23 protein-coding genes and 1 tRNA gene are annotated in these 25,837 nt (G+C 71.3%); 11 read left to right on the plus strand and 13 right to left on the minus strand.

Annotation, left to right across the window (positions count from 1 at the left end):
- Positions 1-13: 13 nt before the first annotated feature.
- Both IE274_RS24360 and IE274_RS24365 read right to left on the minus strand, forming a co-directional pair.
- Positions 14-826 carry a GNAT family N-acetyltransferase gene (locus IE274_RS24360; protein WP_190117996.1) on the minus strand — a complete coding sequence of 271 codons (813 nt, stop codon included), beginning with the start codon at positions 824-826 and terminating at the stop codon, positions 14-16.
- Positions 823-2,040 carry a M16 family metallopeptidase gene (locus IE274_RS24365; RefSeq protein ID WP_190117997.1) on the minus strand — a complete coding sequence of 406 codons (1,218 nt, stop codon included), beginning with the start codon at positions 2,038-2,040 and terminating at the stop codon, positions 823-825. The genes IE274_RS24360 and IE274_RS24365 overlap by 4 nt, the downstream gene beginning before the upstream one ends.
- A gap of 349 nt (positions 2,041-2,389) precedes the next feature.
- Here IE274_RS24365 and IE274_RS24370 point away from each other — a divergent pair, with 349 nt between their 5' ends.
- Together IE274_RS24370 and IE274_RS24375 are read left to right on the plus strand one after the other, a co-directional pair.
- Complete coding sequence (locus IE274_RS24370; RefSeq protein ID WP_229909771.1) at positions 2,390-3,334, plus strand: JmjC domain-containing protein; 945 nt, start codon at positions 2,390-2,392, stop codon at positions 3,332-3,334.
- A gap of 118 nt (positions 3,335-3,452) precedes the next feature.
- Positions 3,453-3,797 carry a helix-turn-helix domain-containing protein gene (locus IE274_RS24375; RefSeq protein ID WP_190117999.1) on the plus strand — a complete coding sequence of 115 codons (345 nt, stop codon included), beginning with the start codon at positions 3,453-3,455 and terminating at the stop codon, positions 3,795-3,797.
- 271 nt (positions 3,798-4,068) lie between these two features.
- Here the strand turns inward: IE274_RS24375 and IE274_RS24380 are convergent, their stop codons facing one another.
- From IE274_RS24380 to IE274_RS24390, 3 genes are all read right to left on the minus strand, one after another.
- Positions 4,069-7,122, minus strand: a complete 3,054-nt coding sequence (locus IE274_RS24380; RefSeq protein WP_229909772.1) for an AfsR/SARP family transcriptional regulator — start codon at positions 7,120-7,122, stop codon at positions 4,069-4,071.
- A gap of 830 nt (positions 7,123-7,952) precedes the next feature.
- Positions 7,953-8,026: transfer RNA gene (locus tag IE274_RS24385), tRNA-Pro, on the minus strand.
- Positions 8,027-8,138: 112 nt separating this feature from the next.
- Positions 8,139-9,074, minus strand: coding sequence for a metallophosphoesterase (locus IE274_RS24390; protein ID WP_190118000.1), 936 nt, complete (start codon positions 9,072-9,074; stop codon positions 8,139-8,141).
- Between the two features lie 173 nt (positions 9,075-9,247).
- On the opposite strand from IE274_RS24390, the gene IE274_RS24395 reads away from it, so the two are divergent.
- Positions 9,248-9,715, plus strand: a complete 468-nt coding sequence (locus IE274_RS24395) for a GatB/YqeY domain-containing protein (RefSeq protein ID WP_190118001.1) — start codon at positions 9,248-9,250, stop codon at positions 9,713-9,715.
- A gap of 200 nt (positions 9,716-9,915) precedes the next feature.
- On the opposite strand, the gene IE274_RS24400 is transcribed toward IE274_RS24395, so the two are convergent.
- Complete coding sequence (locus IE274_RS24400) at positions 9,916-12,183, minus strand: transglycosylase domain-containing protein (protein WP_190118002.1); 2,268 nt, start codon at positions 12,181-12,183, stop codon at positions 9,916-9,918.
- A gap of 450 nt (positions 12,184-12,633) precedes the next feature.
- Between IE274_RS24400 and IE274_RS24405 the strand changes: the two genes are divergently transcribed.
- Positions 12,634-12,975 carry a WhiB family transcriptional regulator gene (locus IE274_RS24405; protein WP_190118003.1) on the plus strand — a complete coding sequence of 114 codons (342 nt, stop codon included), beginning with the start codon at positions 12,634-12,636 and terminating at the stop codon, positions 12,973-12,975.
- Between the two features lie 273 nt (positions 12,976-13,248).
- On the opposite strand, the gene bagB is transcribed toward IE274_RS24405, so the two are convergent.
- The gene (gene bagB, locus IE274_RS24410) at positions 13,249-14,643 is read right to left on the minus strand and encodes an ATPase BagB (RefSeq protein ID WP_190118004.1); all 1,395 of its coding nucleotides are present in this window, start codon (positions 14,641-14,643) and stop codon (positions 13,249-13,251) included.
- Between the two features lie 105 nt (positions 14,644-14,748).
- Positions 14,749-15,723, minus strand: coding sequence for an ATPase BagA (bagA, locus tag IE274_RS24415; protein ID WP_190118005.1), 975 nt, complete (start codon positions 15,721-15,723; stop codon positions 14,749-14,751).
- Between the two features lie 131 nt (positions 15,724-15,854).
- Between bagA and sp36 the strand changes: the two genes are divergently transcribed.
- From sp36 to IE274_RS24435, 4 genes are all read left to right on the plus strand, one after another.
- Positions 15,855-16,016, plus strand: a complete 162-nt coding sequence (gene sp36, locus IE274_RS24420) for a Sp36 family protein (RefSeq protein WP_003975360.1) — start codon at positions 15,855-15,857, stop codon at positions 16,014-16,016.
- A complete protein-coding gene (locus IE274_RS24425; RefSeq protein ID WP_190118006.1) occupies positions 16,013-16,483 on the plus strand; it encodes a RidA family protein in 471 nt (156 codons plus the stop codon). The genes sp36 and IE274_RS24425 overlap by 4 nt, the downstream gene beginning before the upstream one ends.
- 150 nt (positions 16,484-16,633) lie before the next feature.
- Complete coding sequence (locus tag IE274_RS24430) at positions 16,634-17,518, plus strand: NUDIX hydrolase (RefSeq protein ID WP_190118007.1); 885 nt, start codon at positions 16,634-16,636, stop codon at positions 17,516-17,518.
- Positions 17,519-17,570: 52 nt separating this feature from the next.
- Complete coding sequence (locus IE274_RS24435) at positions 17,571-18,401, plus strand: MBL fold metallo-hydrolase (RefSeq protein ID WP_190118008.1); 831 nt, start codon at positions 17,571-17,573, stop codon at positions 18,399-18,401.
- 97 nt (positions 18,402-18,498) lie between these two features.
- Here IE274_RS24435 and IE274_RS24440 read toward each other — a convergent pair whose 3' ends face one another.
- Together IE274_RS24440 and IE274_RS24445 are read right to left on the minus strand one after the other, a co-directional pair.
- A complete protein-coding gene (locus tag IE274_RS24440; protein WP_190118009.1) occupies positions 18,499-19,320 on the minus strand; it encodes a nucleotidyltransferase domain-containing protein in 822 nt (273 codons plus the stop codon).
- A 192-nt stretch (positions 19,321-19,512) separates the two neighbouring features.
- On the minus strand, positions 19,513-20,187 hold the full coding sequence (locus IE274_RS24445; RefSeq protein ID WP_016642758.1) for a Crp/Fnr family transcriptional regulator: 675 nt from the start codon (positions 20,185-20,187) through the stop codon (positions 19,513-19,515).
- A gap of 485 nt (positions 20,188-20,672) precedes the next feature.
- Here IE274_RS24445 and nth point away from each other — a divergent pair, with 485 nt between their 5' ends.
- From nth to IE274_RS24460, 3 genes are all read left to right on the plus strand, one after another.
- A complete protein-coding gene (gene nth, locus IE274_RS24450; protein WP_190118010.1) occupies positions 20,673-21,593 on the plus strand; it encodes an endonuclease III in 921 nt (306 codons plus the stop codon).
- Between the two features lie 151 nt (positions 21,594-21,744).
- On the plus strand, positions 21,745-22,560 hold the full coding sequence (locus IE274_RS24455; RefSeq protein ID WP_190118011.1) for an NUDIX hydrolase: 816 nt from the start codon (positions 21,745-21,747) through the stop codon (positions 22,558-22,560).
- A 135-nt stretch (positions 22,561-22,695) separates the two neighbouring features.
- A complete protein-coding gene (locus IE274_RS24460; protein WP_190118012.1) occupies positions 22,696-23,898 on the plus strand; it encodes a MarP family serine protease in 1,203 nt (400 codons plus the stop codon).
- Between the two features lie 84 nt (positions 23,899-23,982).
- Here the strand turns inward: IE274_RS24460 and IE274_RS24465 are convergent, their stop codons facing one another.
- The 3 genes from IE274_RS24465 to IE274_RS24475 form a co-directional block, all read right to left on the minus strand.
- Positions 23,983-24,180: a hypothetical protein gene (locus tag IE274_RS24465; protein WP_190118013.1), complete on the minus strand. Its 198-nt coding sequence runs from the start codon at positions 24,178-24,180 to the stop codon at positions 23,983-23,985.
- A gap of 164 nt (positions 24,181-24,344) precedes the next feature.
- Positions 24,345-25,295, minus strand: coding sequence for an alpha/beta fold hydrolase (locus tag IE274_RS24470; protein ID WP_190118014.1), 951 nt, complete (start codon positions 25,293-25,295; stop codon positions 24,345-24,347).
- Complete coding sequence (locus tag IE274_RS24475) at positions 25,292-25,789, minus strand: phage holin family protein (RefSeq protein ID WP_190118015.1); 498 nt, start codon at positions 25,787-25,789, stop codon at positions 25,292-25,294. Before IE274_RS24475 ends, IE274_RS24470 begins: the two co-directional genes overlap by 4 nt.
- Between the last annotated feature and the right edge of the window lie 48 nt (positions 25,790-25,837).

A 25,837-nucleotide genomic window follows, 5' to 3' on the forward strand; every position in this document is an offset into this window, starting at 1 on the left:
GTCCCTTGGCGCGTCACCACGTGCTCTCCCAAAAGGCGTGATCGACCGACCAGCCGGCGCTCAGCAGCGTCTGGAGCACCGCATCCGCCTGTCGGGCCTGCCCCGGCTCGTGGGGGTGCACCACATGCCCGCACAGCCGACGTCCTGCGGTGGCCCGCGCGGCGGCTTCGACCAGCGCCGAGGTCGCCTCCCGCCGGTGCTCCGCGTCGTCGATCAGGATGTCCACCAGCTCGGCGAACGCCTCCCCGGTGACCTCGTCCCGTTCGTCGGCAAGGACGGTGCCGTGCCCGATGGGCACGCCCGCGACCTGGGCGATGAACGACAGGCGTCCGGAATTCGCCAACACTCCCTTGATACCGCTGTGGTGGGCGTCCACTTCCTGGCCGGGGTAGGCGTTGCGAAATGCCTGCACCAGCCAGTCGTGGACGAGGACGTCGTCGTCGGGCGTCGCGGGACGCACGCTCACCGCCGGACGGGGGTGCGACGGCGTGGTGCTCGCGGGGGACTCGTGACAGATGTAGGTGAGCCGGGGCCGCCACGGGGCGGGCAGGGCTGCACCGCCCGTCACCCGCAGCAGGACCGCCTCGGCCGTGGCGTGGCGCTCGCGCAGTTGGTCACGGAGGGCACCGAGCGCCGCTGCGTCCGCGGGCAGCCCGGGATCGCAGTACTCGACCAGGATCTGTCGGCGGTTGGTGAAGGGGTCGTCGTACCGGTCGGCCACATACCGGTGCCCGCACACCTCGGCCACCAGACCGGCCTGCCGGGCCCGCTCCAGATAGTCGTCCGCCGTGCGCTCGTCCGTCGTGTGCCGCTCCGTCGTGTTCATGGCGCCGCCGGACTGGCGACGGCCCGGAAACCGTCCCTTATCTGCGCGGCAGCCCGCTGCACATCGTCGGCGGTCACCGCGTCGATGTACGCGACTTCGTCGGTGGACGACCAGGAGCCGGAGGCGGCGCTGCGCATGGCCAGGAAGCGGGCGCAGTCCAAGGGCGTGTCCATGGAGGTGAGGACGCGCATCCGGGCCTGGCGACGGGAGGAGGCCAGGTCGTCGGGGTCGGGCCCCTTGGTGGCGACCTCGTCGAGCGCGTTACGGATCACTTCGAGCGCGGCGTCGCCGTTGCCCGGCTCCACACCGGCCATGACGCGCCACGCACCGGTGTCGGCGTAACCGCGATTCCACGCGTAGAAGGTGTAGGCGAGCCCCGCCTCGCCGCGCAGCCTGCGGTACAACAGCGACGACGGGCTGGAGCCGAGCAGTTGGGCCAGGACGTTGAAGTGTGGCCTGCGCGGGTCGTGGTCCGGCACCGAGGGCGCGCCCGCACACAGCCAGGTGAACTCCTCCGACCAGCGCACCGGATGCGGCGGGGCCGGCGGTGGCGACGGGGGCACGGTTGCCGGGGCCGTGCCGATCGTCGCGAGGGTATGGGGCTCGATTCCGGCCGCCACGGGATCGATGGACTTCGGCAACCTGGGCCCCACGACGATCACCGACAGGGGCGCGGTCAGCAGCCGATCCCGGTGCGCGGCGGCGACTGACGCCGTGTCGCATCGCTCGACGTCGACCTTTGTGCCGCCGACCGGACGGCCCATGGGGTGCCCGGGGAAGAAGTGCGCGAGGAACGCGTCCTGCACCACATCGCTGTGGTCGGCCGCGGCGGCGGCCAGCTCCTGGAAGACGGCGCGTTTCTCCTGCTTCAGGACGGCGTCGCTCCAACGGGGCTGGAGGACCGCCTGATACAGCAGCCCGGCGATCTCATCGGCGTCGTCCGGGTGCACCTGTGCGTAGAAGAGCATGCGGTCGAGACCGGTCTCCGCGTTGGCGTGCCCGCCGAGCCGCTCGACGTACTCGCTCAGTGAGGGAACGCTTCCGACGGGCGTCGACATCAGTACGTGCTCCAGCACATGAGCGAGTCCGCACTGCCCCAAGGGGTCGAGTTGCGAACCGTACTTCGATGCCAGGCAGATGGTGGTCGTACTCAGCCGATCGTCGATCAGACCGACGACGGGTATCGGGCCCTCCACCTCTGTGAACTGATGCACCGCAGCCCTCCATTCGGTAATTCGCCTACGTCAAGCGGGTATGCCGCCACCCGAAGGTGGCGGCATACATCACTGCCTCGCTGGTCAGCGGTCCTGCGGCTTGACCTTGTCGAGACGCGGACGCAGGATCGAAGCGTGCTTCGCCATGTTTTCCTCCTTGGATCGAACACTGAACGGGACGGGAAGCACGTTAGGCAGCGTCCGGCGGCGACAGCAATAGCGCTTTCCGTATTCCGCACCTCGAATTGACGAGGCCCCGCAGGAGCTGCTGAAAACAGAAAGAGGGGTACCGAAGAGGCCCTGTGCGCCGTTAATTTGATGGCTCATGGGAGCACAGATACTTGGCCAATTGGTCGACGATGCGAATTCCTCGTTCTGGTCGTACTGGCGCAGTCGCCCCGGTGTCTTCGCCGTCGGCGGAATGCACAGCCCCTTCGCCCTCGCCGATGTCGACGCTGCCTTGGCCAGTGGGCTCTTCCGGGAGCCGTACGTCGAAATGTGGCGGGATGGCCGGCGCCTTCCGGTCACGGACTTCACCTCGACCAGAACGGTCGCGCGCGAGAACCCGGGCGGCTTCGCGGACGAGGTGAAGATCCGCGCTCTCCTCGACGGCGGGGCGACCATGCTGCTGCGCTGCCTGGACCAGTGGCACGGCCCGACCCGCGACATGCTGCACGCCCTCGCCGCCGAACTCGGCCGTGCTGTTGAGGCGTTCTGCTTCGTGACCCCCGCGGGCCAGGCCGGGCTGCCGCTCCACCGGGACGACGGTGACGTCTTCGTCGTACAGATGACGGGCAGCAAGAGCTGGTACGTCCACGAGGGACCGGCCGACGCCAGGTGGCAGGCGGGCCGGGTGCGGGACAACGAACCGCAGCCCGCCGAGCTGCTCCACACCGTGCTGCGCCCAGGCGAAGTCCTCTACATCCCCCGCGGGTTCGCTCATCGTGCCACCGGCCAGGAGGGTCTGTCCGCGCATCTGTCGCTGGCTGTCCGCGAGATCGGCGTGGCCGAACTGTTCGACAGCATCCAGGAGCACGCGATCCGGGCCGACGGGACCGAGGACGCCGAGGCGGGGCCGCGGCCCCTCTCGGACGCCGCCATCATCGCCGAGGCGAAGAAGCTCCTGGAAACCGCACGCCGACAGTTGGCGAACCTGACCGAGGAGGGCTTGGTGGCCCACGCACGGCAGCGCCACGTGGCCCGTATGCCGCCGCGGCCCGAAGGCCCTCGTCTGTCCGAACTGGCCGCTGCATGGCCGACGCCGACTCCCGACGGGCAGGTGAGCGGGCAGTAGAGTGCGGCACATTCATGCGGCATAGATCAAGGGCTGTCGCGCAGTGATCTGCCGTTGATCGGGCTCTGTGACCGTGGAGAGGGCAACAGCCATACCGGGGAGAGGTGATGTCACACCCATGAACGATGCATCGGCCCAGTCAGCACACAGGGCGCCCCGACTGGGCCCGCCGCGCCACCTGGCCCTCGATGAACGTCAACTCAGGCTCATTTCCCTGCTGCTGGCCGGGCACACGGATGTCAGTGCCGCACATCGGCTGGGCGTCAGCCCCCGCACCGTGACCAATATGCTGCGCTCCCTGATGAACCGGCTCGGTGTGGACAACCGATTCCAACTGGGAGCGGCACTCGGCACCCATCTGTGGCGCGATACCGCATCCTCGCCCACGAATGCCGACAGCCATGACCGCAATTCGTTCGTACGAATCCAAGGGGGAACCCCATGCCCTGCCAAAGCAATCTGAAGCACAGCCGGACCAGGGCCGTGGCGGCCGGGGTTCTACTGCTCGCCATACTGACAGGGGTTTCCGTGACAGCGCTGTCGGCTCCGGCCCCGCACCCGGAGCGCAGCACGGTGGCGTGGAACAGCACCGGCTCCGAGTGGGAGTCGAAGGTGTAGACAGAGCGGGCGGAGCGGACTGCGAGCGCCGTACCCCGGGGGGTCGGACCAGGGCGTGGCCCCGGCCCCCCGGGTCTTCGGTCAGACTGCGGTCCGTACTCACTGGTAGCCCTCGTTCACCCGCAGTCCCCGGCCAACTCCCGCTCCGAGGAGCGCAGCAGCGTCGCCGCCTCGGACGCATCGGGCAGCTTGAGCCGAGTGAACAGGACGTACGCCCGTTGCCAGAGGGCACGCCCCTCGGCGCGACGGCCGAGATCGAAGAGCACCCGGCCGAGGACCATCAGGGCGTGCCCCCGGTCCCGCTCGAAAGCGATCTCCTCGCACTGCGCCAGAGCCCGCTCGGCGTGCGGGAGGGCCTGCTCCAGGTCGCCGAGCATGCGCAGGCTCTCGGCCAGACGGTAGCGCGCGTGCACGCTGCGGGAGCGCAGGTTGGCACGTGTACACAGGTCCAGACACTCCTTGAATCGCGCCACGGCCGCGTGATGGTTGCCCAAGGTGTGCAGCGCGAGACCGAGTACGTACAGGGCGTACGCGCGTCCCGGGATGTCCCGTGCGTGCACATCGCCGTCCAGGACCTTGCGGCAGACCGCCACCGCCTCAGCGGCGTTACCGGCGCGCACCTGGACAAGGGCGGCGTTCACCATGATCGCTGTCTCGCCCGAGCGGTGTCCCAACTGCCGCGCCAGGGCGATGGATTCGTTGAAGTGCGCGATGGCCTCGTCGTAGCGCGACAGGTACTGGGCGATGAGCCCGAGGTCGTTGAGGACCTGCTGGAGCACGACGGTGTCGCCCACCTCCCGGCACGCCGTCAGCGCTGCCCTCGCCTCGACCTCGGCGTTGCAGAGCCGGGCGGCGGCCAGGGCGTAGGTGCACTGCAGGAAGCGGGCCCGCCCCTCGGCCGCGCGGTCGCGGTGCCGCACGGCGGCACTCACCAGCGTGTCCGCCGTCGACACCAGCTCGGCGTAGCAGGTGCTGACGTCGAACGGGCTGAGAGCGATGAGGAGATCGATGGCCTGACGCAGTCTGCGCACCTCGTGCACGCCCCGCACGCCGTGCGCCGTACCGCCGTCCTCTGCGCAAGCAGCGGCGCACTCCCGAGCCAACTGCGTCACCAGGACGCGTGCTTCCTCAGCCTCGACCGACACCCACTGCTGCGCGGCGGCGAGATCAGCGAAGGACAGGCCGGGGGTGTCGGACGGCGTGAACGTGCCGGACACCGGGTCGGCGGGGGCGGCCTGCCGGAACGCCTCGCAGGTCGTCGACAGCAGAAACCCGAGCAGCCGGTCCTGGGCCACCGACGCCTCGTCCGGTTGCTCGCTACGCGACTTCCGGCACGCGAAGGCGCGCAGCAGATCGTGGTAGCCGTAGCGGCCCACCACCTTCGATTCCAGCATGCAGGCGTCGACCAGCGACTCCAGGACGTCCTCGGCGCCGGCCTGATCCGTTCCGAGCATCGCGGCGGCCGCGGCCACCCCGAGCTCCGCGCAGTCCACGGCGGCGAGCCGCCGGAACGCCGCCGCCTGCTCGTCCGTCAGATGACGGTAGCTGAGCTCGAACACCGCCTCCACGGCCAGTTCACCGGCGCGCAGCTCGTCCAGACGACGCGACTCCACAGCGAGCCGCTCCCGCAGACTGGCGATGGACCACATCGGACGGGCGGCGAGCCGGGCAGCCACGATCCGTACGGCGAGCGGCAGGAAGCCGCACGCCTCGACCAGGTCGAGCGCGGCCTGCGGCTCGGCCGCCACCCGCGTCTCACCGATCGCCCGGCACAGCAGCTCATTGGCCTCCGAACTGTGGAAGACATCCACATTGAGCTGCAAGGTCACCGGCAGACCGGCCATGCGGCTGCGGCTCGTGACGACCACGGCACAGCACTCGGTCCCCGGTAGCAGCGGCCGCAACTGCTGCGCGTCACGAACATTGTCAAGCACGATCAGCATCCGCCGGCCGTCAACCACTGACCGGAACAAGGCCGTTCGGGACTCCAGGTCGTCCGGCAGCGCATCGGCCGTGACGCCGAGGGCGGAGAGGAAGTTCGCCAGTACGATCTCGGGCCGACTCGGAACCGCGTCGCCGCCGTGCAGGTCCGCGTACAACTGGCCGTCCGGAAAGGTGCCCCGCACCCGATGCGCCACATGGAGCGCCAGCGAGGTCTTGCCGACCCCTCCCATGCCGACGAGGACGGCCACCGCGGGGGTGCTGCGCCCCGGCTTCCGCAAGCAGTCGCCGAGCGTGTCGACGAGACGCTCACGGCCGAGGAAGTCCGGTTCTGGCGGGGGTAATTGGGCTGGGCGGGGCAGTGGCGCGGTGGACTTCTGGCGGGGGGAGGGCGATGGCTCCGGCTGTTCCGGTGCCTCGTCCGTCTCCGCGCCGGATCCGACGAGGCTGAGCGACTCCGGGGCCGCGGGGACGAGGGTGGGGTCGCGCTCGAGGATGCGCCGGTGGAGTCCCTCCAGCTCCGGCCCGGGCTCCACCCCGAGCTCGTCGATGAGCAGTCGCCGGGCGTCGCGGAAGACGGCAAGGGCGTCGGCCGACCGCCCCGCCTGATACAGGGCCGTCATCAGCAGCCCGTAGGGCCGCTCGCGCAACGAATGCTCGGTGGTCAGCTCGGTGAGCTCCGGCACACAGCGCGCGGCGTGGCCCAATGCGAGCTCGTACGCCAGCCGCTCCTCGAGCAGCGCGAGGCGCAGCTCGCTGAGGCGCTGGCGTTGCCGCTCCGCGAACGGGCCGGGTATGGCCGCGAGCGGCTCGCCCTCCCACAATTCGAGTGCCTGGCACAGCAGTTCCCGTGCCTGCTCGGGCCGACCCTGCGCACCGGCCCGCTCCGCCTGGGCTGTGAGCCTCGTGACCTGGAAGGCGTCGATCGACTCCTCGGGCACTTGGAGCCGGTAGCCGTCGCCGAAGGTCACGAGCACATCCAGATCCGGCCGGTCGGCCGTGAGGATCCGCCGCCAGCGCCAGGCATAGGTCCGCAACGTGGACACGGCCTTCGCCGGTGGCTCCGTGCCCCACAGTGCATCGGTGAGATCGGCCACTCCGGCGGCTCGCCCCGGTCTGAGCAGGAGCGTGGCGAGCATCGCCTGCTGCTGCGGATATCCCACGGGCAAAGAGGTGCCGTCCCGGAGGATGCGCAGGGGGCCGAGCAGCGAGAACTGGAGAGACGCCATGTACCTGACTCTTCTCAAAACAGTTGGTTGGGTCAGCCATGGATTATTCGTGGTGGAAGAGGGCGTGTCATGCCTTGCCCGGAACGGGAGCGTCGCGGGCCGCTATTTCGGGGTTCAGTCAGTTCGTCCTTCTTCGACCTGTGCGGGCCTTGCCGCTCCGCGCCCACGCATGCCTCCGCGCTGCCCGCACATGCCCGGTTCGGTGGCTGTGGCTGGTCGCGCCGGAATCATCGAGGTCGATGGACCACACCACAAGGGACGGCCGACGGCAGACGTGACGCGAGTACCGCGGCGTGCGTGGGACGGCTCATGGGAGCCGCATCGGGCTGACGTGGTCTCCAGGTCGGGCCATGGCGCTGAGGTTAGGTCGTCCTCGCGCCCTCGGACGCGCGGACGACCTTTTCGGTACTGGTCAGCGCAGAGCGTCGGGGGTGCGCTGTCGGAGCTGAGGGTCGCTAAGAGACGAGGCCAACGGCGCTGCGAGGCGGAGAGTGTCTCCCATGGTGCCGGAAGGCACTGACACCGACGTCGACATTGGTCGGCGCCAGCCGTATCGAGAGCACCATGGGAACACGCCCAGTTGGTGGCCGCTGATCGGGAGCGAACGGGCGCGTGCAGTAGCGGTCCGTGTCGGCAGTTACCTGGCGCTGTGGCGCACTCCACTCGCGCGCGTGCCTGATGGCTTCGTGAAGTGCCGGGGCCCCTCCCCGCAGCGGGAATGGGAGCTGTCCGGGAGCCGTATCCAGAAGTTGGCCCCAAACTGGCCCCCGAATGCAGATCAGGCCCGGCGCTGATCTCTCAGCACCGGGCCTGATCTGGTGTTACGGCTGTCGGGGTGGCGGGATTTGAACCCACGACCTCTTCGTCCCGAACGAAGCGCGCTGCCAAGCTGCGCCACACCCCGATGTCGTTGTTCCGGCGGTTCTGCTGGGCAGGGCCGCGGCGACATCGATTACTTTAGCGGACCGGCGGCCGGAGACGAAATCCGGTTTTGCGGGGTGGGGCGGGGGTGGGGCTCAGGCGTGCGGGGAGCGTTCCGTGAGGGTGAGGAGGGTGGCCTCCGGGGGGCACGCGAAGCGGAAGGGGGTGTAGCGGTTGGTGCCGCAGCCCGCGGAGACGTGCAGGTAGGAGGTGTGGCCCTCGGCCTCGTGCGTGGACAGGCCCTTCACCCGGTCCGTGTCCAGGTCGCAGTTGGTGACCAACGCCCCGTAGAAGGGGATGCGGAGCTGGCCGCCGTGGGTGTGGCCCGCGAGGATCAAGGGGTAGCCGTCGGCCGCGAAGGCGTCGAGCGCGCGCAGATACGGGGCGTGCACGATGCCCATGGAGAAGTCCGCGTCGGTGTCCGGGCCGCCCGCCACCCGTGCGTACCGGTCCCGCTTGATGTGCGGGTCGTCCAGGCCGGTCAGCGCGATCTCGTAGCCGTCGATCTTCAGCGCGCCCCGGGTGTTGGTGAGGTTCACCCAGCCCGCCGCGTCGAAGCCGTCCCGCAGGTCCTCCCACGGGTTGTGGATCGCGCCCACGACCGGCTTGTTGCCGTTCAGGCCGTGCCGGCCCTGCGCCTTCTCGACCAGGTAGCGCGCGGGGTTGCGCGGCGTCGGGCCGTAGTAGTCGTTCGAGCCGAAGACGTACGCCCCGGGGAACGACATCAGCGGGCCCAGCGCGTCCAGGACCTCGGGGATGCCCTCCGTGTCCGACAGGTTGTCGCCCGTGTTGATCACGAAGTCGGGCCGCAGGCCCGCCAGCGAGCGCAGCCAGCGCTGCTTCTTCCGCTGCCCCGACACCATGTGGATGTCCGACACCTGCAGCACGCGCAGTGGGCGCATTCCGGCCGGGAGGACCGGAACCGTCACCCGCCTCAGTCTGAAGAAGCGGGCCTCGATGCCCACCGAATAGGCGATACCGGCCGCGGCCGTCGCCGTGATTCCCAGAGGTACTGCGTATCGCGCGCGCATACGACCATCGTGTCAGACGCGCCACATTCGGCGGAGGGGGAGCCCCCGGATCAGGGAGAGGGCGCGATGGGGGCGATGGGGGGGGGTGATGAGGGCCGCGCCCTGCGCCGCTTTGGCGTCCCGCCCCGAAAACGCGGGGCGTCCCGCCCCGTCCACCTGCCACAATTGCCCCCATGACCACGCTGAAGGCGAAGCTGAAGGAAGACCTCACCGCGGCGATCAGGGAGCGCGATGAGCTGCGCTCCTCGACGCTCCGGCTGACGCTGACCGCCATCTCCAAGGAGGAGGTCGCGGGCACGTCCGCCCGTGAGCTCTCCGACGACGAGGTGCAGAAGGTGATCACCCGCGAGGCGAAGAAGCGCCGCGAGGCCGCCGAGGCCTTCGCGCAGGGCGGCCGCGCCGAGCAGGCCGAGCGGGAGAAGGCGGAGGGCGAGGTGCTCGCCGCGTACCTGCCGCAGCAGCTCTCCGACGACGAGCTCGAGCAGATCGTCGCCGCTGCCGTCGCCGAGGCGAAGGGCGCGGGCGCGGAGGGGCCGCGGGCCATGGGCCAGGTCATGAAGATCGTGAACCCGAAGGTCGCCGGGCGCGCGGAGGGCGGCCGCGTCGCCGCCGCGGTCAAGAAGCTCCTGGCCGGCGGCTGAGCTTCCGGGCTTCCGCCCTCAGGGCCTGGCCGGTGCGCTCAGCTGTGAGTGCCCACGTGAGCGCCTATGAGAGTGCCTCTGTGAGTGCCTCTGTGAGTGCCTAGTTCGTACGTCGATGGGGCGCCCCCAAGTCGGAGAGTTCGACTCGGGCGGCGCCCCATCAGCGTATTCAGAAGCCCCGTGAGCTCCGCTGCGTGGACCTAGTCCCGCCAGCCCCCAGGCCCCCCGTCCTGACCGGCGATGACCCCGGGCAGGTCCGGCCACGGGTTGTCGTCGTCATCGTCGTCGCCCCCGCCGCCATTGCCCCCGCCGCCACCGTTGTGGCCGCCGCCGTTGCCGCCACCGGGCTTCCCGTCGTCGCCGTCGTTGCCGCCGCCATTGCCGTTCCCGTGGTCCCGGTCCCGGTCCTTGTCGCCGGGCAGTCGCACCGTCTCGAAGTCGGGGTCGGGCTTGCCCGCGAGGGCGCCGCTCATGGCGTCGCGCCAGATCGGGCCGGGTACCTCGCCGCCGAAGACCTTCTCGTACGAGCGGGGGCCGATGTCGATGTTGACCATGCGGCGGTCGTGGGCCGGGTCGCCGACCCAGACGGCGCCGGACATGTTCGGGGTGTAGCCCGCGAACCAGGCGGCGTAGCGGTAGTCCGTCGTACCGGTCTTGCCCGCGCTGTCGCGGGAGCCGAGGCCGGCCAGCTTGCCGGTGCCGTCCTCGACCACGCCTTTGAGGAGGGTGTTGACCGTGTCGGCGGTCCGCTCCGACATGGCCTGCGAGCACGTCGACTTCGGTACCCGCAGCGACTTCCCGCCGAGGGTGCGGATCGACTCGATGGCGATCGGGGTGCAGTACTTGCCGCGCGCGGCGAAGGTCGCGTACGCGCTGGCCATCGTCAGCGGCGACACTTCCTGGGTGCCGAGCGCGATCGACGGCGCCTGGTCCATCGGCTTGCCGTTGGCGCGCTCGACGCCCATCTTGGCGGCCATCTTCGTCACCGGGCAGATGCCGATGTCACCGATCATCTCGACGAAGTAGGTGTTGACCGACTTCGCGGTGGCCTCCCGCATGCGGTAGGGCCCGACCTCGGACTCGTTCTCGTTGGTGAGCTTCTGGTTGCCGAAGTTCCGCCAGGTCTTGCCGTCACAGGCGGAGACGCGCTCGGGGTACGGCATCTCGTACGGCGAGTCGTACCGCTTGCCCGGCGACATGCCGCGCTCCAGGGCCGCCGCCGCCACGATCGGCTTGAACGTCGAACCGGGCTGGTAGCCCGCGCCGCCGCCCATGTCGTCGTCGACGGAGAGGTTGATCTCCGTCTCGTTCTTGTTGTAGCCGAACGGGCGGGACTGACCCATGCCGAGGATCTTGCCGCTGCCGGGCTCGACGATGGTGGCGGCGGTGGCCACGTCGTCGGTCTGGTAGACGCGATCCTTGATCGCGGCCTGCACCGAGGTCTGGGTCTGCGGGTCGAGCGTCGTCCTGATGCGCAGGCCGCCACGGTTCCACAGCTTGGCGCGGGCCTCCTTGGTCTTGCCGAAGACCGGGTCGTTCAGGAAGGTCTTCTCGACGTACTTGCAGAAGAACCCGGCTCCCTTCACGGCCGTGATGCAGCCGTTCTTGGGGCGGCTGACGTCCAGGCCGAGCTTGGTCTTCTTCGCCTCGTCGGCCTCGCGCTGCGAGATGTCGTGCGTCTCGGCCATGCGCTGGAGCACGACGTTGCGGCGCTGCTTGGCCTCGGCCGCGTCGTTCACCGGGTCGTAGCGGCTCGGCGACTGCACGATGCCGGCGAGGAGGGCCGCCTCCTGGAGCTTGAGGTTCTTGGCGGGCTTGGAGAAGTACCGCTGGGACGCGGCCTCGACGCCGTACGCCTGCTGACCGAAGTACGTGATGTTCAGGTAGTTCTTGAGGATCCGCTTCTTGCCGAGCTCCTCCTCGACCTGGATCGCGTACTTCAGTTCGCGGATCTTGCGGCCGAGGGTCTGCTGGGTGGCCTCGGCGACCTTGTCAGGGTCGTCGCCGGCCTCCTCCACGAAGACGTTCTTCACGTACTGCTGCGTGAGCGTGGAGGCGCCCTGCGAGACGCCGCCGCTCTGCGCGTTCTGGTTCACCGCGCGCAGGATGCCCTTGAGGTCCACCGCACCGTGCTCGTAGAAACGGGAGTCCTCGATCGCGACGATCGCCTTCTGCATGTACGGCGAGATGCGCTTCAGCGGGACCACCGTGCGGTCGCGCGAGTACACCGTGGCGATCGCGCCGCCCGCCGAGTCCATGATCGTGGTGCGCTGGCTGAGCGGCGGCTGCTTCAAGTTGGCCGGGATCTCGTCGAAGCCCTCGACCGATCCCTTGGCCGCGAGGCCGATCACGCCCGCCGCGGGCAGCGCGATCCCGGCGAGCACCGCGCCCGCCAGCACGCTCACGCCCAGGAACTTGGCGGCCTGCTGCGCGGGGGAGAGACCACCGCCCGATCGCTTGTTTGCCATGGGGGCAGCCTACGTTCTGATTCGCCGGACACGCGTATATGCCTTGGCCTAAGCTGCTCTCAACTGTCACAGCAGTGCGGTCGTGCAACACGCCCCGTGCCGTTCCCGAATCCGGCCGGTCCACGCGGACCATCGGCGGGCCGGTGGACGGGCCGTCGGAATCAATGCCGGAATCGCTGCCGGAATCGATGTCCGAATCAGCCTCGTCCGTCTCCTCGCGTCCGCTGTGACCCAGCTGAACTGCCCGCATTTGCCGGGTTGGTCACGCATGTCGCCAGCTCACTCCGTCGGGTGATCTGCCGCTTACGCATAGTCCGTTCGGACCATTCAAGATTGGGCCCGCAGGGGGTGTTGCGCTGTGCCCACCTTCCGTAACGTCCTCAACTGGCGGCGGTGAATATGCCGCTGCCGCCGTGGGGGAGCCTCGATTCGGGAGAGGACGGCGCCGGTATGGGCTGGGTAACCGACTGGAGTGCGCAGGCCGCCTGCCGCACTACCGATCCGGATGAACTGTTCGTACAAGGAGCAGCGCAGAACAGGGCCAAGGCGGTGTGCACCGGCTGCCCGGTGCGCACGGAGTGCCTGGCCGACGCGCTGGACAATCGCGTCGAGTTCGGCGTGTGGGGTGGCATGACAGAGCGGGAGCGCCGCGCACTGCTGCGCAGGCGTCCCACGGTCACCTCGTGGCGCAGGCTCCTTGAGACAGCACGCTCCGAGTACGAGCGTGGCTCGGGCCTGCTGCCCGACTTGGACGACGAGGAGACCTACGAGAGCTACGCGGCCGTGGGCTGAGCCCTCGTCACGCAGCACCCATCGCCTACCACCGGCCCCCAGAAGTGCCGCCGTTCACAGGCGGCACCGGGGCCGCCGGGCAGCCCTCCGCAAGGGCTGTGCGACACCTGACGTATGGGCTGTACGCCAGGTGGTTCGTCCGGGCGACATCAGGACGGACGGTGTCGTGTGCGTCAGCGGTACGACGGGCGCGTGCTTGCGCCTGGACGGCGGTCACGCCCGGTCACGGGTCCGGCCGGGCATGCCTCATCACCGGCCCTGCTCGTCACCGGGTCATCGACCCTGTTCGTCGCCGGGGACGCACGCCGACGCGAGCCGGTCGCCGATCGTGCGCAGGCCGTCGAGGTCGTGCACATCGCCCGGCAGCGCGGCCACCTCCGCCACGGCCACCTCCGGGTGCAGCGCCGTGAAGCGGTCCCGGGTGTGCCGCTCGCGGGCGAGCAGCCGCATGCGCTCCGCGTGCAGCCGCAGCAGGCCTGCGGTCAGCTGCTCGACGGATGCGCCGGAGTCACCGGCACCGGAGTGGTCCGCGCCGGATTCGTCGTTTTTGGTTGAAGTGGAAGTGCCGTTCGCCTCAGGGGAGTTGGGAGCCTCGGACTCTGAGGAGTTACGCAGACCAACATTCCCGCCCTCCTGATCCACAATGCCGACCGCCTCAAGATTTTCCTCGGCGTCGGCTCCGGAGGCCTCCGATCCCTCGGCGCCCGGCTCCCCGTACCGCTCCCCGTACCGCTCCTCAAGCCCCTCCGCCGCGGCCAGCGCCCGCTCCGCCGACAGCTCGGCGGCGCCGCTGCCGTGCACCCGGTTCAGGACCAGACCCGCCAGCGGCATGTCGTCCGCCGCGAGCCGCTCCACGAAGTACGCCGCCTCCCGCAGGGCGTCCCGCTCCGGCGACGCCACCACCAGGAACGCCGTCCCCGGCGCCTGAAGGAGCCGGTACGTCGCGTCCGCGCGCTTGCGGAAGCCGCCGAACATCGTGTCCATCGCGGCCACGAAGGTCTGCACGTCCCGCAGGAGTTGGCCCCCGAGCAGCTTGCCGAGGGCCCCCGTCATCATCGACATCCCGACGTTCAGGAACTTCATCCCGGCCCGGCCCCCCACCTTCGCCGGGGCCATCAGGAGCCGGATCAGCTTCCCGTCCAGGAACGAACCCAGCCGCTTCGGCGCGTCCAGGAAGTCGAGGGCACTGCGCGACGGCGGCGTGTCCACCACGATCAGGTCCCACTCGTCGCGGGAGCGCAGTTGCCCCAGCTTCTCCATCGCCATGTACTCCTGCGTGCCCGCGAAGCCCGCCGAGAGCGACTGGTAGAAGGGGTTGGAGAGGATCGCCCTGGCCCGGTCCGCGTCCGCGTGCGCCTCGACGATCTCGTCGAAGGTGCGCTTCATGTCCAGCATCATGGCGTGCAGTTCGCCGCTGCCCCGCACGTCCTTCACCCGCCGCGGCACATTGTCCAGCGAGTCGATCCCCATGGACTGCGCCAGCCTGCGCGCCGGGTCGATCGTCAGCACCACCACCGTGCGGCCCCGCTCGGCGGCGCGCAGGCCGAGGGCGGCCGCGGTGGTCGTCTTGCCGACGCCGCCGGAGCCGCAGCACACCACGATGCGGGTCTTCGGGTCGTCGAGCAGGGCGTCGACGTCGAGCGGGTCACGTGCCGGATCGAGGCTCATGAGTTTCCTGGTCTCCGCGTGGTGGGTGAGGTGGTGCTGCCGTACGCCGCCGGGCCGCGGTGCGGGTCCCGGGTGCGGGTCCCCGCGCTCATGAGGTCCCCGCGCTCATGAGATCCCCTGGTGGCGCAGCTCCCCGGCCAGCTCGTACAGGCCCGCCAGATCCAATCCGTCGGCCAGCAGGGGCAGTTCGTGCAGGGGCAGGCCGTGCGTGCCGAGGACGGCCCGCTGGGCGCCCTCCAGGGCGTACCGCTCGGCGTACTCGGCGGCCTGGGCGAGGAGCGGGTCCACGAGCCGTCCCGCGGCGCCCCGCGCCCCGCCGAGGCCCGCGGACGCCAGGGTCTTCGCGATGGCCGTACGGGGCGTGCGCTCCAGGCCGAGCTCCAGCTCCGCCTCGTCGAGGAGGGCCGGGCGCACCATGTTCACGATGACGCGGCCCACCGGCAGCCCGGCGGCGCGCAGCTCGGCGATGCCGTCCACGGTCTCCTGGACGGGCATCTCCTCCAGGAGCGTCACCAAGTGCACGTTCGTCTCGGGGGACTTGAGGACCCGCATGACGGCCTGCGCCTGATTGTGTATCGGCCCGATCTTCGCGAGCCCCGCCACCTCGTCGTTCACATTGAGGAAGCGGGTGATGCGCCCGGTCGGCGGGGCGTCCATGATCACGCAGTCGTACGCGTACCGGCCGCGCTTGTCCTTGCGGCGCACCGCCTCGCAGGCCTTGCCGGTCAGCAGCACGTCGCGCAGGCCCGGCGCGATGGTGGTCGCGAAGTCGACGGCGCCGAGCTTCTTCAGGGCGCGGCCCGCGCTGCCCAGTTTGTAGAACATCTGGAGGTAGTCCAGAAGGGCCAGTTCGGGGTCGATGGCGAGGGCGTACACCTCCCCGCCCCCCGGAGCGACGGCGATCTTCCGCTCCTCGTAGGGCAGCGCCTCTGTCTCGAAGAGCTGCGCGATGCCCTGCCTGCCCTCGACCTCCACGAGGAGGGTGCGCTTGCCCTCCGTCGCGAGGGCGAGCGCGAGGGCGGCGGCCACCGTGGTCTTGCCGGTACCGCCCTTGCCGCTGACGACCTGGAGCCTGCTCACGTATTCGAGCCTAACCAGTCGCCCGGCGGGCTACGCATGAGGCTGCCCCCACCGGCCCCCGACCCGCCCCCTAGGGGCGCCGGACAGCGGGTGTTCGTGAGGCCCCCGGTGCCAGGCATTACCCTCGCCGTATGACCAAGTGGGAATACGCAACCGTGCCGCTGCTCGTCCATGCCACGAAGCAGATTCTGGACACCTGGGGCGAGGACGGCTGGGAGCTCGTCCAGGTCGTGCCCGGGCCGAACAACCCCGAGCAGCTCGTGGCCTACCTGAAGCGGGAGAAGCAGGCATGAGCGGCGTGGTCGAGGCCCGGATCGCCGAGCTCGGTCTGACCCTGCCCGGCGTCGTCCCGCCGCTCGCGGCGTACCGGCCCGCGATCCAGTCCGGCGTGTACGTGTACACGGCCGGGCAGCTCCCCATGGTGGACGGCAAGCTGCCGGTCACCGGCAAGGTCGGCGCGGAGGTCACGCCGGAGGAGGCCAAGGACCTGGCCCGCACCTGCGCGCTGAACGCGCTCGCCGCGGTCAAGTCCGTCGCCGGCGAGCTCGACCGCATCGCCCGCGTCGTCAAGGTCACCGGCTTCGTCGCCTCGGCCCCCGACTTCACCGGCCAGCCCACCGTCCTCAACGGCGCCAGCGAACTCCTCGGCGAGGTCCTCGGCGACAAGGGCGTACACGCGCGGAGCGCGGTCGGCGTGGCGGTACTCCCGCTGGATGCCCCCGTAGAGGTCGAACTCCAGGTGGAGCTGCTGCCGCAGTAGGGGTTTTGGGGGGACGGGCGGCCCGGTTTCGCGCGGCTGCCCGGCTCTCCCTCCCGTCCGAGGGCCCACCACACCCCCGTACAACGGCCACGCCCCTCGGCGTACAAGAGGCCCCTCGAACATCCGCACCACACCGGATAGCCTCCGCCCATGGCAAATGGGCAGTGGTACCCCCCGGAGTGGCCCGACCGCATCCGCGCCCTCGCGGCAGGCGAACTGACCCCCGCCCCACCCCGCCAGGCGGCCACGGTCATGCTCCTGCGGGACACCGCGGCACCCGGGGCCACCGGGGCGGGCCCCGAAGTGCACATGCTCCGCAGAAGCACGACGATGGCCTTCGCGGGCGGCGCCTACGCCTACCCCGGCGGCGGCGTCGACCCCAGGGACGACGACCACCACGTCCGCTGGGCGGGCCCGCCCCGCACCGCCTGGGCGGCCCGCCTCGGCGTGGCCGAGGCGGCGGCCCAGGCCATCGTGTGCGCGGCCGTGCGGGAGACGTACGAGGAAGCGGGCGTACTGCTCGCGGGCCCGACCCCGGACACGGTCATCGCCGACACGACAGGCGACGACTGGGAGGCGGACCGCGTCGCCCTGGTCGCCCGCGACCTGTCCTTCGCCGAGTTCCTGGACCGCCGCGGCCTGGTCCTGCGCAGCGACCTCCTGGGCGCGTGGGCCCGCTGGATCACCCCGGAGTTCGAGCCGCGCCGCTACGACACGTTCTTCTTCGTAGCGGTCCTCCCGGAGGGCCAGCGCACCCGGAACGTCTCTACGGAGGCCGACCGCACGGTCTGGATCCACCCCCGGCAGGCCGCCGAGCGCTACGACCGCGGCGAACTCCTGATGATGCCGCCGACCATCTCGACGCTGCGCCACCTGGACGGCCACGCCACGGCCGCCGAGGCCCTGGCCGCGGCCGGGGCCCAGGACCTGGCCCCGGTGCTCGCCCGGGCCCGCCTGGAGGACGGCGAGTTGATCCTGTCCTGGCCGGGCCACGACGAGTTCACGAAGCGCATCCCGACGGGCGGCACCGCATGACGGCCCGCCGACGGCGCCCCGCACCCTCAGACCCGACGGGAGTCACCCCCGCATGACCGAAGCAGCCGCCCTCCCCGGCCAGCCCCGCGGCGGCGTACTCAGCGGCCCCGCCACGGCCCGCGCCGTCAACGTCCTCGCGCCCAACGCGTCGGCGATGACCCTGGACGGCACCAACACCTGGATCGTCGCGGAGCCGGGCTCGGGCCTCGCGGTGGTCATCGACCCGGGCCCGCTCGACGAGGACCACCTCGCGCACGTCGTCGCGACGGCCGAGAAGCAGGGCATGCGGGTCGGCCTCACGCTGCTGACGCACGGCCACCCCGACCACGCGGAGGGCGCCGCGCGCTTCGCGGAGCTGACCGGCACCGAGGTCCGCGCCCTCGACCCGGCCCTGCGCCTCGGCGACGAGGGCCTGGCGGCGGGCGACGTGATCACGACGGGCGGCCTGGAGCTGCGCGTCGTCCCGACGCCCGGCCACACCGCCGACTCCCTGTGCTTCCATCTGCCCGCCGACCAGGCCGTCCTGACGGGCGACACGATCCTCGGCCGCGGCACGACGGTCGTCGCCCATCCCGACGGCCGCCTCGGCGACTACGTGGACTCGCTGCGCCGCCTGCGCTCCCTCACGGTCGACGACGGCGTGCACACGGTGCTCCCGGGCCACGGCCCGGTCCTGGAGGACGCCCAGGGGGCGGTCGAGTTCTATCTGGCCCACCGGGCGCACCGTCTGGCCCAGGTGGAGACGGCGGTCGAGAACGGGTACGTGGCGCCGGGCGACGTCGTGGCGCACGTGTACGCGGACGTGGACCGCTCGCTGTGGCCCGCGGCGGAGCTGTCGGTGCGGGCGCAGTTGGACTACCTGCGGGAGCACGGGCTCATTTAGCGCGCGGGGAAGGGCCCGGCGCGCCCCCGGTCCGGTCGGCGCGCCCGGGACTCGGGTCAGTGCGCCCCGAGCCCGTCCCGCTCCGGGCGCCGGGTTCTCATCCCTGCTGCGGGCGCGGCGCCTTCACCCCGTGCACCGCCGCGTACTCCTCGGCGAGCCACGGCCCGATCACGTCGGCGTACTCGCGCAGCGCGGCGGCGTCGGCGGCCGGTTCGTGGGCCATGGCGGCCGCCGCCCGCATCGGCGCGGCCCACCGGGGGTAGTACCGCGCGAACGCCTTCGCCATCTCCGTGAGGTCGCTGGTCCAGCCGCCCCAGCGCGGCATGACGAGCGTGAAGCCGGTGCGCACGAGGTGCCGGGAGGCGCGGCGGACGTGGGCGCGCAGGGCTTCGGGGTCGTCGGCGGCCGCGGCGGCCTGGGCGCGCCAGCGGGGCAGGAACAGGGCGAGGTCGCCGTTGGTCTCGCGGGCGAGGAGGCTGTCGGGCCGGTAGCGGGGCAGGAATTCGGCCAGGTCCTCGCCGAGCAGCGGGGTGCAGAGGCAGGCCACGAACCAGCCGAGGTCGTACGTCTCCCGCTCGCTCAGGACGGCCGCGCGGCTCGAAAGGAGGATGCCCACGCCGTCGACCTCGGTGAACTCCTTGTCGACGGCGGTGGCGACGGCGTCCGCGTCGGCGCGGTCGTCGGCGGTCGGCTCCGCGCGCAGGACGAGCAGCAGGTCGAGGTCGGAGCGGCCCACGCGCGCGGTGCCGCGGGGCACGGAGCCGTACAGGTACGCGCTGTCGAGGCGCTTGCCGAAGATCTCCGCGACGCGGTCGCGCGCGGCGGCGACGACGGGCCGGAAGGCGTCCCGCACCCGCCCCTGCGAGCCCTCACGCTCGATGAAGCCCTGACTGTCCAGCCCACGACCGACGGTGCCCATGCGCCCACTGTGCAGGGTGACGCGGCTCAGAGCACGCAATGTCCGCCCTGAAGCCGACTGGTGGCGCGGGCGCGCGTGTGTGTGCGGGACGACAGGGCGTCTCCGGAGGGGGCGTACGACGTCGGGGCCGTCCCTGGATCCAGGGACGGCCCCGACGTCGTACGAAGCACCGGGCCCCGTACGAAAACGGCGTCAGCGCGAGCGCTTGGCGAGGCGCTCCACGTCGAGCAGGATCACCGCGCGGGCCTCCAGGCGCAGCCAGCCGCGGCCCGCGAAGTCCGCGAGGGCCTTGTTGACCGTCTCGCGGGAGGCGCCGACGAGCTGGGCCAGCTCCTCCTGGGTGAGGTCGTGCACCACGTGGATGCCTTCCTCGGACTGCACGCCGAAGCGGCGCGACAGGTCGAGCAGGGCGCGGGCCACGCGGCCAGGGACGTCGGAGAACACCAGGTCCGACATCTGGTCGTTGGTCTTGCGCAGCCGCCGGGCGACGGCGCGCAGCAGGGCGGCGGCCACCTCCGGGCGGGCGTTGAGCCAGGGCTGGAGGTCGCCGTGGCCGAGGCCGAGCAGCTTGACCTCGGTGAGGGCGGAGGCCGTGGCCGTGCGCGGGCCCGGGTCGAAGAGCGAGAGCTCCCCGATCAGCTCGCCGGGGCCGAGCACCGCGAGCATGTTCTCGCGGCCGTCCGGGGACGTGCGGTGGAGCTTCACCTTGCCCTCGGTGACCACGTACAGGCGGTCTCCGGGGTCGCCCTCATGGAAAAGCGCGTCTCCGCGCGCGAGGGTCACCTCACTCATGGAGGCGCGGAGCTCCGCGGCCTGCTCGTCATCGAGCGCCGCGAAGAGCGGGGCGCGCCGCAGAACGTCGTCCACGAGTTCTCTCCTTGTCGACCTGCATCAGGGGACCGTGCCCCCAGTTTGCCGGACGGTTCAAACAGTGTGATCAGTCACTCAAGTCTGCCGCACTTGTGACGGGGGCAATGCGGAAGGGGGCCAATTGGGGGCCGATCCGGGGGACCGGCGACGGATACGGACGTCCGGACGTGGGTCGGACACCTGCTCCCTGGCCCGTGAGAGCACAGGCCACGGCGGCAGAGGTCACGGGTGACGGCGGGGATTCTGCTGTGGGCGAACACGCTTACGTTACCCCGAGAAACCGGACAAATCGGGCGTTGGGTGGGGTGTGGACGGGGGTGCGTCGGCGTGTTGGGGGGCGGGGGCGGGAGTGCGCGCGGGGTGGGGGTGGGGGCGCGCCGGGCGTGGTGTCGGGGTGCGTGCCGGAGCGCGCGACGATCTCCGGCGCGTGACAACTGCGCATCTCCACCGTCCGTGTCAGTGACGGCCCGTACGCTGGCGCCATGGCGAAACCAGGCGTGTCAGAAGGCTCCACGGACGGAGGCGGGACGGTGCCGAAGGCGGCCAAGAAGGCAGCCCCGGCCAAGAAGGTGGCCAAGAAGGCGGCCTCGCCCAAGAAGACGGCTCCCGCGAAGGCCGTGCAGAAGCCCAGACCCCCGCAATCCCACACCGCCCTCGTCCGGCAGGCCCGGCGGATCAACCGCGAGCTGGCCGACGTGTATCCGTACGCCCACCCGGAGCTGGACTTCGAGAACCCCTTCCAGCTCCTGGTCGCCACCGTCCTGTCGGCCCAGACGACGGACCTGCGGGTGAACCAGACGACGCCGGCCCTCTTCGCCCAGTACCCGACCCCCGAGGACCTGGCCGCGGCCAACCCCGAGGAGATCGAGGAGCTGATCCGCCCGACCGGCTTCTTCCGCGCCAAGACGAGGTCGATCATGGGCCTGTCGGCGGCCCTGCGCGACGAATTCGGCGGCGAGGTCCCCGGCCGCCTGGAGGACCTGGTCAAGCTGCCCGGCGTGGGCCGCAAGACCGCTTTCGTGGTGCTCGGCAACGCCTTCGGTGTCCCGGGAATCACTGTGGACACGCACTTCGGCCGCCTGGTGCGCCGCTGGCAGTGGACCGAGGAGACCGACCCGGACAAGGTCGAGGCCGTCGTCGGCGGGCTCTTCCCGAAGAGCGACTGGACGATGCTCTCGCACCGCGTGATCTTCCACGGCCGCCGCATCTGCCACGCCCGCAAGCCCGCCTGCGGCGCCTGCCCGATCGCCCCCCTCTGCCCGTCGTACGGAGAGGGCGAGACGGACCCCGACAAGGCCAGGAAGCTCCTGAAGTACGAGATGGGGGGCCTGCCCGGCCAGCGGCTCAACCCCCCGCCGGGCTATCCGGGCAAGGCGGCACCGCCCCTGGGCGCCGCCGGGTGAGCCGGGGGCCGGGAGTGCGCCCGGATGATCCCCGGGACGCGGAACCATCCGCGGGCCGGGAGGCGTTGTGCAGAGACGGACGGGGGTGCCGATGACGCACGCGAGCGATACGCACACAGGCGAGAGCGACACGCACACAGGCGATACGGACATGAGCGACGGCCAGGAGCAGGATCCCGCACGCCGCCACGGCCAGGCGGCCGACTCCGCACGCCCCCACGGTCAGTCCGCCGACCCCGCACGCCCCCACGACCGCGAGCTCGACCCGGCGGGCCGCGACGGCCACCACGCCCTCACCGCCCAGGGCCTCCTCTCCGCCGACGGCCTGCCCGCGTGGCTCACCCCCGTGGTGCGCGCCGTCGAGAGCGTCCGCCCCGACCAGCTCAGCCGGTTCCTGCCGCCGAAGAACGGCGCGGGCCGCCAGTCCGCCGTCCTGATTCTCTTCGGAGAGGGCGAGCGGGGCCCGGAGCTGCTGCTCATGGAGCGGGCCAGCTCGCTGCGCTCGCACGCGGGCCAGCCGTCGTTCCCCGGCGGCGCCCTCGACCCGGAGGACGGCGACCCGCGCGTGGCGGGCCCGCTGGTGGCCGCGCTGCGGGAGGCCGAGGAGGAGACCGGCCTGGACCCGAGCGGCGTGCAGCTCTTCGGTGTGCTGCCGAGCCTGTTCATCCCGGTGAGTGACTTCGTTGTGACGCCGGTGCTGGGCTGGTGGCGCGCGCCGAGCCCCGTCGGCGCGGTCGACCCGGCCGAGACGGCCCGCGTCTTCACGGTGCCCGTGTCCGATCTCACGGACCCGGCGAACCGCGCGACGACGGTCCACCCGAGCGGCCACCGCGGCCCGGCGTTCCTCGTCGAGTCCGCCCTGGTCTGGGGTTTCACGGCCGGTCTCATCGACAGACTGCTGCACTACGCGGGCTGGGAGCGCCCCTGGGACCGGGACCGCCAGGTCCCGCTCGACTGGGGCTCATGACAAGGTTGCGGGGTCCGGGCCGACCGGGGCCCGCGACCGTGCGCGCCGCCCGCGGGGCGGGCGTGCGGACCGTGACGCACGGCGGGCACGAGGCGAGGCGAGACGGGGAATGATGCGAGGCGAGGACTGAATTCCGTGAACGTGCTGGACATCCTGCTGCTGCTCGCCGCCGTGTGGTTCGCGATCGTCGGCTACCGCCAGGGTTTCGTCGTCGGCATCCTCTCGGTGATCGGCTTCCTCGGCGGCGGTCTCGTCGCGGTGTATCTGCTGCCGGTCATCTGGGACGCCTTCACCGACGAGGGCGCGCGGGTCAGCACGACCGCGGCCGTCGTCGCCGTGGTCGTCGTCATCGTCTGCGCCTCCGTCGGCCAGGCCTTCACCACCCACCTGGGCAACAAGCTGCGCCGGTACATCACCTGGCAGCCCGCCAGGGCCCTGGACGCCACCGGCGGCGCGCTCGTCAACGTCGTCGCCATGCTCCTGGTCGCCTGGCTCATCGGCTCCGCCCTCGCGGGCACCACCCTGCCGACGCTCGGCAAGGAGGTGCGCAACTCCACGGTGCTGCACGGGGTCTCCCGCACCCTGCCCAACCAGGCCGACACCTGGTTCGCGGACTTCTCCTCCGTGCTCGCGCAGAACGGCTTCCCGCAGGTCTTCAGCCCGTTCTCGAACGAGCCCATCAAGGACGTCCAGCCGCCCGACCCCAAGCTCGCGGGCAGCAAGGTCGCCGCCCAGGCCAAGCGCTCCATCGTGAAGATCAGCGGCGACGCGCACAGCTGCGGCAAGGCCCTCGAGGGCACCGGCTTCGTGTTCGCCCCGCGCCGCGTGATGACGAACGCGCACGTGGTCGGCGGCGTCGACGAGCCCAAGGTGCAGATAGGGGGCGAGGCCGAGAAGTACGACGCCAAGGTCGTGCTCTACGACTGGGAGCGCGACATCGCCGTACTCGACGTACCGACCCTGCCCGCCCCCGCGCTGCAGTTCACCTCGCGCGACGCCGAGAGCGGCGACAGCGCGATCGTGGCGGGCTTCCCCGAGGACGGTCCCTACGACGTGCGCTCCGCGCGCGTGCGCGGCCGCATCACGGCCAAGGGCCCGGACATCTACCACCGGGGCACGGTCCGCCGTGATGTGTACTCGCTGTACGCCACGGTCCGCCAGGGCAACTCCGGCGGCCCGCTGCTCACCCCGGACGGCAAGGTCTACGGCGTGGTGTTCGCCAAGTCCCTCGACGACCCGGACACCGGGTACGCGCTGACCGCGGACGAGGTCCGCGAGGACATCGAGCGCGGCCGGACCGCCAACCAGGAGGTCGACAGCCAGGGGTGCGCGCTCTAGGCCCTGTCCGATGGCTCGGCGCGATCCGCCGGGGGCGTCCGCGGGTGCGCGGCGCGCCCCGTGGAGTCGTACGGCGGGCGCGGGTCAGTCGCGGGTGTGCCGCAGTCGCGCGGACATCCAGCGGGCCCTGCGGCGCAGGATGCGGGGGATGCCGATGGCCTCGCCGGAAGCCGTGTCACCGGGGTGCCCCGGATCGTGCGGGCCGCCCCTCTCGTGGCCGTTCACCACGGTGGCCGTCCGGCGCTTGCGTGCTACGTCACTGTAGTCGTGCGTCCAGCCCATACCCGGACGTGTGCCCGTGCCTCAAGGTCGGTAACCACGCCCAAGGGCCCCAATTGGCGTATGCGGCAGGCAATTGGCGTTCGTAGGACAGTAGTTCCCTGTGGGGGTGACGAACGGTGACGAACCGTCCGGGCGGTCCGGTCCAGCGGTCCGGCCGGGGATCCCTACCGGTCCGGCTCGGGGTCCTTGAGCCAGGCCACCAGTTCGTTGGAGAACGCCACCGGGTCCTCCTCGTGCGGGAAGTGCCCGAGCCCGTCGAACAGCCGCCACCGGTAGGGCGCTTCGACGTACTCGCCGGATCCGGCAGCGCTGCGCGTGCGCAGGACCGGGTCCAGGGAGCCGTGCAGATGCAGCGTCGGCACCCGCACCGGCCGCTTCATGCGCCGGTTGAACTGGATCCCGTCGGGCCGGGCGAGGGAGCGCACCATCCAGCGGTACGGCTCGATCGCGCAGTGCGCCGTCGAGGGAATGCACATGGCACGGCGGTACGTCTCCACGGCCTCGTCGTCCGGCAGGCTCGGCCCGGACCAGTCCCGCACCAGGCGCCCCACCAGCGCCCCGTCGTCGGCGACCAGCTGACGCTCCGGCAGCCACGGCCGCTGGAAGCCCCACACGTACGACCCGGCCGCCGTCTGCTTGCGGTCCCGCAGCATCGCCGCGCGCCAGCGCCGCGGGTGCGGCATCGAGGAGACGGCGAGGCGGCGCACCAGCTTGGGCCGCATCACGGCGGCCGTCCAGGCCAGGTAGCCGCCCAGGTCGTGGCCGACGAGCGCGGCGTCGGGCTCGCCGAGGGACCGGACGACGCCCGTGATGTCCAGGGCGAGGTTGGCGGGGTCGTAGCCGCGCGGGGTGCGGTCGCTGCCGCCGACCCCGCGCAGGTCCATCGCGACCGCGCGGAAGCCCGCGTCGGCGAGCGCGACGAGCTGGTGCCGCCACGCCCACCAGAACTGCGGGAAGCCGTGCAGGAGCAGCACCAGCGGGCCCTCACCGGCCTCCGCGATGTGGAAGCGGGCGCCGTTGGCGGCGACGTCCCGGTGCGTCCAGGGTCCCTCGATCCGTACGGTCGCGGGGGTCGGCGCGGTGGTCCTGTCCGGGGGTGGGACTTGGTCCGTCATGTAGTCGAGCGTGCCACAGCGTCGGCCCGCTCACCCGCCTCCAGCTCAAGGGCCCCCGCAGGGGCCACGGGGCGCGGATGCGGCTTGACGTTGCTGAGGACGGCGGCGGTCTCCTTGGCGGCGGCCGCGGCCTTCTGGGGGCCCTTGCCCTTCGCGGCCTTCTTCGCGAAGATCACGCCGATCCACGCGAGGAGGCCGGCCACCAGGACGTTCGCGGCGAACGAGAGCACGAAGCAGATGGCCATGTTCCAGCCGCTCCAGGTGCGGATGCCGTAGGCCAGGGCGAAGCTCAGCATCGGCAGCGAGAAGATGAGGACGGCGGTGGCCGCGATGAACGCGGCGCTGCCGATCGCACCGCGCTTGACGTCCTGCGTCAGCTGGGCCTTGACCAGCGCGATCTCATCGTGCACCAGCTCCGACATCTCTTTGCTGGCCGCGGAGACGAGCTGGCCGAGGCTGCGTTCGGTGCCGACGGGACCGTCGGGTGCGCTCATCGCTTGCTCCTCATTTCTCTGACTTCTTCTCTGCCTGCGGACCTGCCC

The sequence above is a fragment of the Streptomyces flavofungini genome, from assembly GCF_014650815.1.
Lineage (GTDB): Bacteria > Actinomycetota > Actinomycetes > Streptomycetales > Streptomycetaceae > Streptomyces > Streptomyces flavofungini.

What these genes read in the sequence shown, in the direction of transcription:
- IE274_RS24380 (WP_229909772.1), bottom strand. Translation starts at nt 7,122, where the DNA reads ATGGCGTCTCTCCAGTTCTCGCTGCTCGGCCCCCTGCGCATCCTCCGG.
- IE274_RS24475 (WP_190118015.1), bottom strand. Translation starts at nt 25,789, where the DNA reads ATGAGCGCACCCGACGGTCCCGTCGGCACCGAACGCAGCCTCGGCCAG.
- IE274_RS24360 (WP_190117996.1), bottom strand. Translation starts at nt 826, where the DNA reads ATGAACACGACGGAGCGGCACACGACGGACGAGCGCACGGCGGACGAC.
- nth (WP_190118010.1), top strand. Translation starts at nt 20,673, where the DNA reads ATGGCGAAACCAGGCGTGTCAGAAGGCTCCACGGACGGAGGCGGGACG.
- bagB (WP_190118004.1), bottom strand. Translation starts at nt 14,643, where the DNA reads ATGAGCCTCGATCCGGCACGTGACCCGCTCGACGTCGACGCCCTGCTC.
- sp36 (WP_003975360.1), top strand. Translation starts at nt 15,855, where the DNA reads ATGACCAAGTGGGAATACGCAACCGTGCCGCTGCTCGTCCATGCCACG.
- IE274_RS24395 (WP_190118001.1), top strand. Translation starts at nt 9,248, where the DNA reads ATGACCACGCTGAAGGCGAAGCTGAAGGAAGACCTCACCGCGGCGATC.
- IE274_RS24405 (WP_190118003.1), top strand. Translation starts at nt 12,634, where the DNA reads ATGGGCTGGGTAACCGACTGGAGTGCGCAGGCCGCCTGCCGCACTACC.
- IE274_RS24440 (WP_190118009.1), bottom strand. Translation starts at nt 19,320, where the DNA reads ATGGGCACCGTCGGTCGTGGGCTGGACAGTCAGGGCTTCATCGAGCGT.
- IE274_RS24375 (WP_190117999.1), top strand. Translation starts at nt 3,453, where the DNA reads ATGAACGATGCATCGGCCCAGTCAGCACACAGGGCGCCCCGACTGGGC.
- IE274_RS24430 (WP_190118007.1), top strand. Translation starts at nt 16,634, where the DNA reads ATGGCAAATGGGCAGTGGTACCCCCCGGAGTGGCCCGACCGCATCCGC.
- IE274_RS24465 (WP_190118013.1), bottom strand. Translation starts at nt 24,180, where the DNA reads ATGGGCTGGACGCACGACTACAGTGACGTAGCACGCAAGCGCCGGACG.
- IE274_RS24435 (WP_190118008.1), top strand. Translation starts at nt 17,571, where the DNA reads ATGACCGAAGCAGCCGCCCTCCCCGGCCAGCCCCGCGGCGGCGTACTC.
- IE274_RS24400 (WP_190118002.1), bottom strand. Translation starts at nt 12,183, where the DNA reads ATGGCAAACAAGCGATCGGGCGGTGGTCTCTCCCCCGCGCAGCAGGCC.
- IE274_RS24470 (WP_190118014.1), bottom strand. Translation starts at nt 25,295, where the DNA reads ATGACGGACCAAGTCCCACCCCCGGACAGGACCACCGCGCCGACCCCC.
- IE274_RS24425 (WP_190118006.1), top strand. Translation starts at nt 16,013, where the DNA reads ATGAGCGGCGTGGTCGAGGCCCGGATCGCCGAGCTCGGTCTGACCCTG.
- IE274_RS24455 (WP_190118011.1), top strand. Translation starts at nt 21,745, where the DNA reads ATGAGCGACGGCCAGGAGCAGGATCCCGCACGCCGCCACGGCCAGGCG.
- IE274_RS24390 (WP_190118000.1), bottom strand. Translation starts at nt 9,074, where the DNA reads ATGCGCGCGCGATACGCAGTACCTCTGGGAATCACGGCGACGGCCGCG.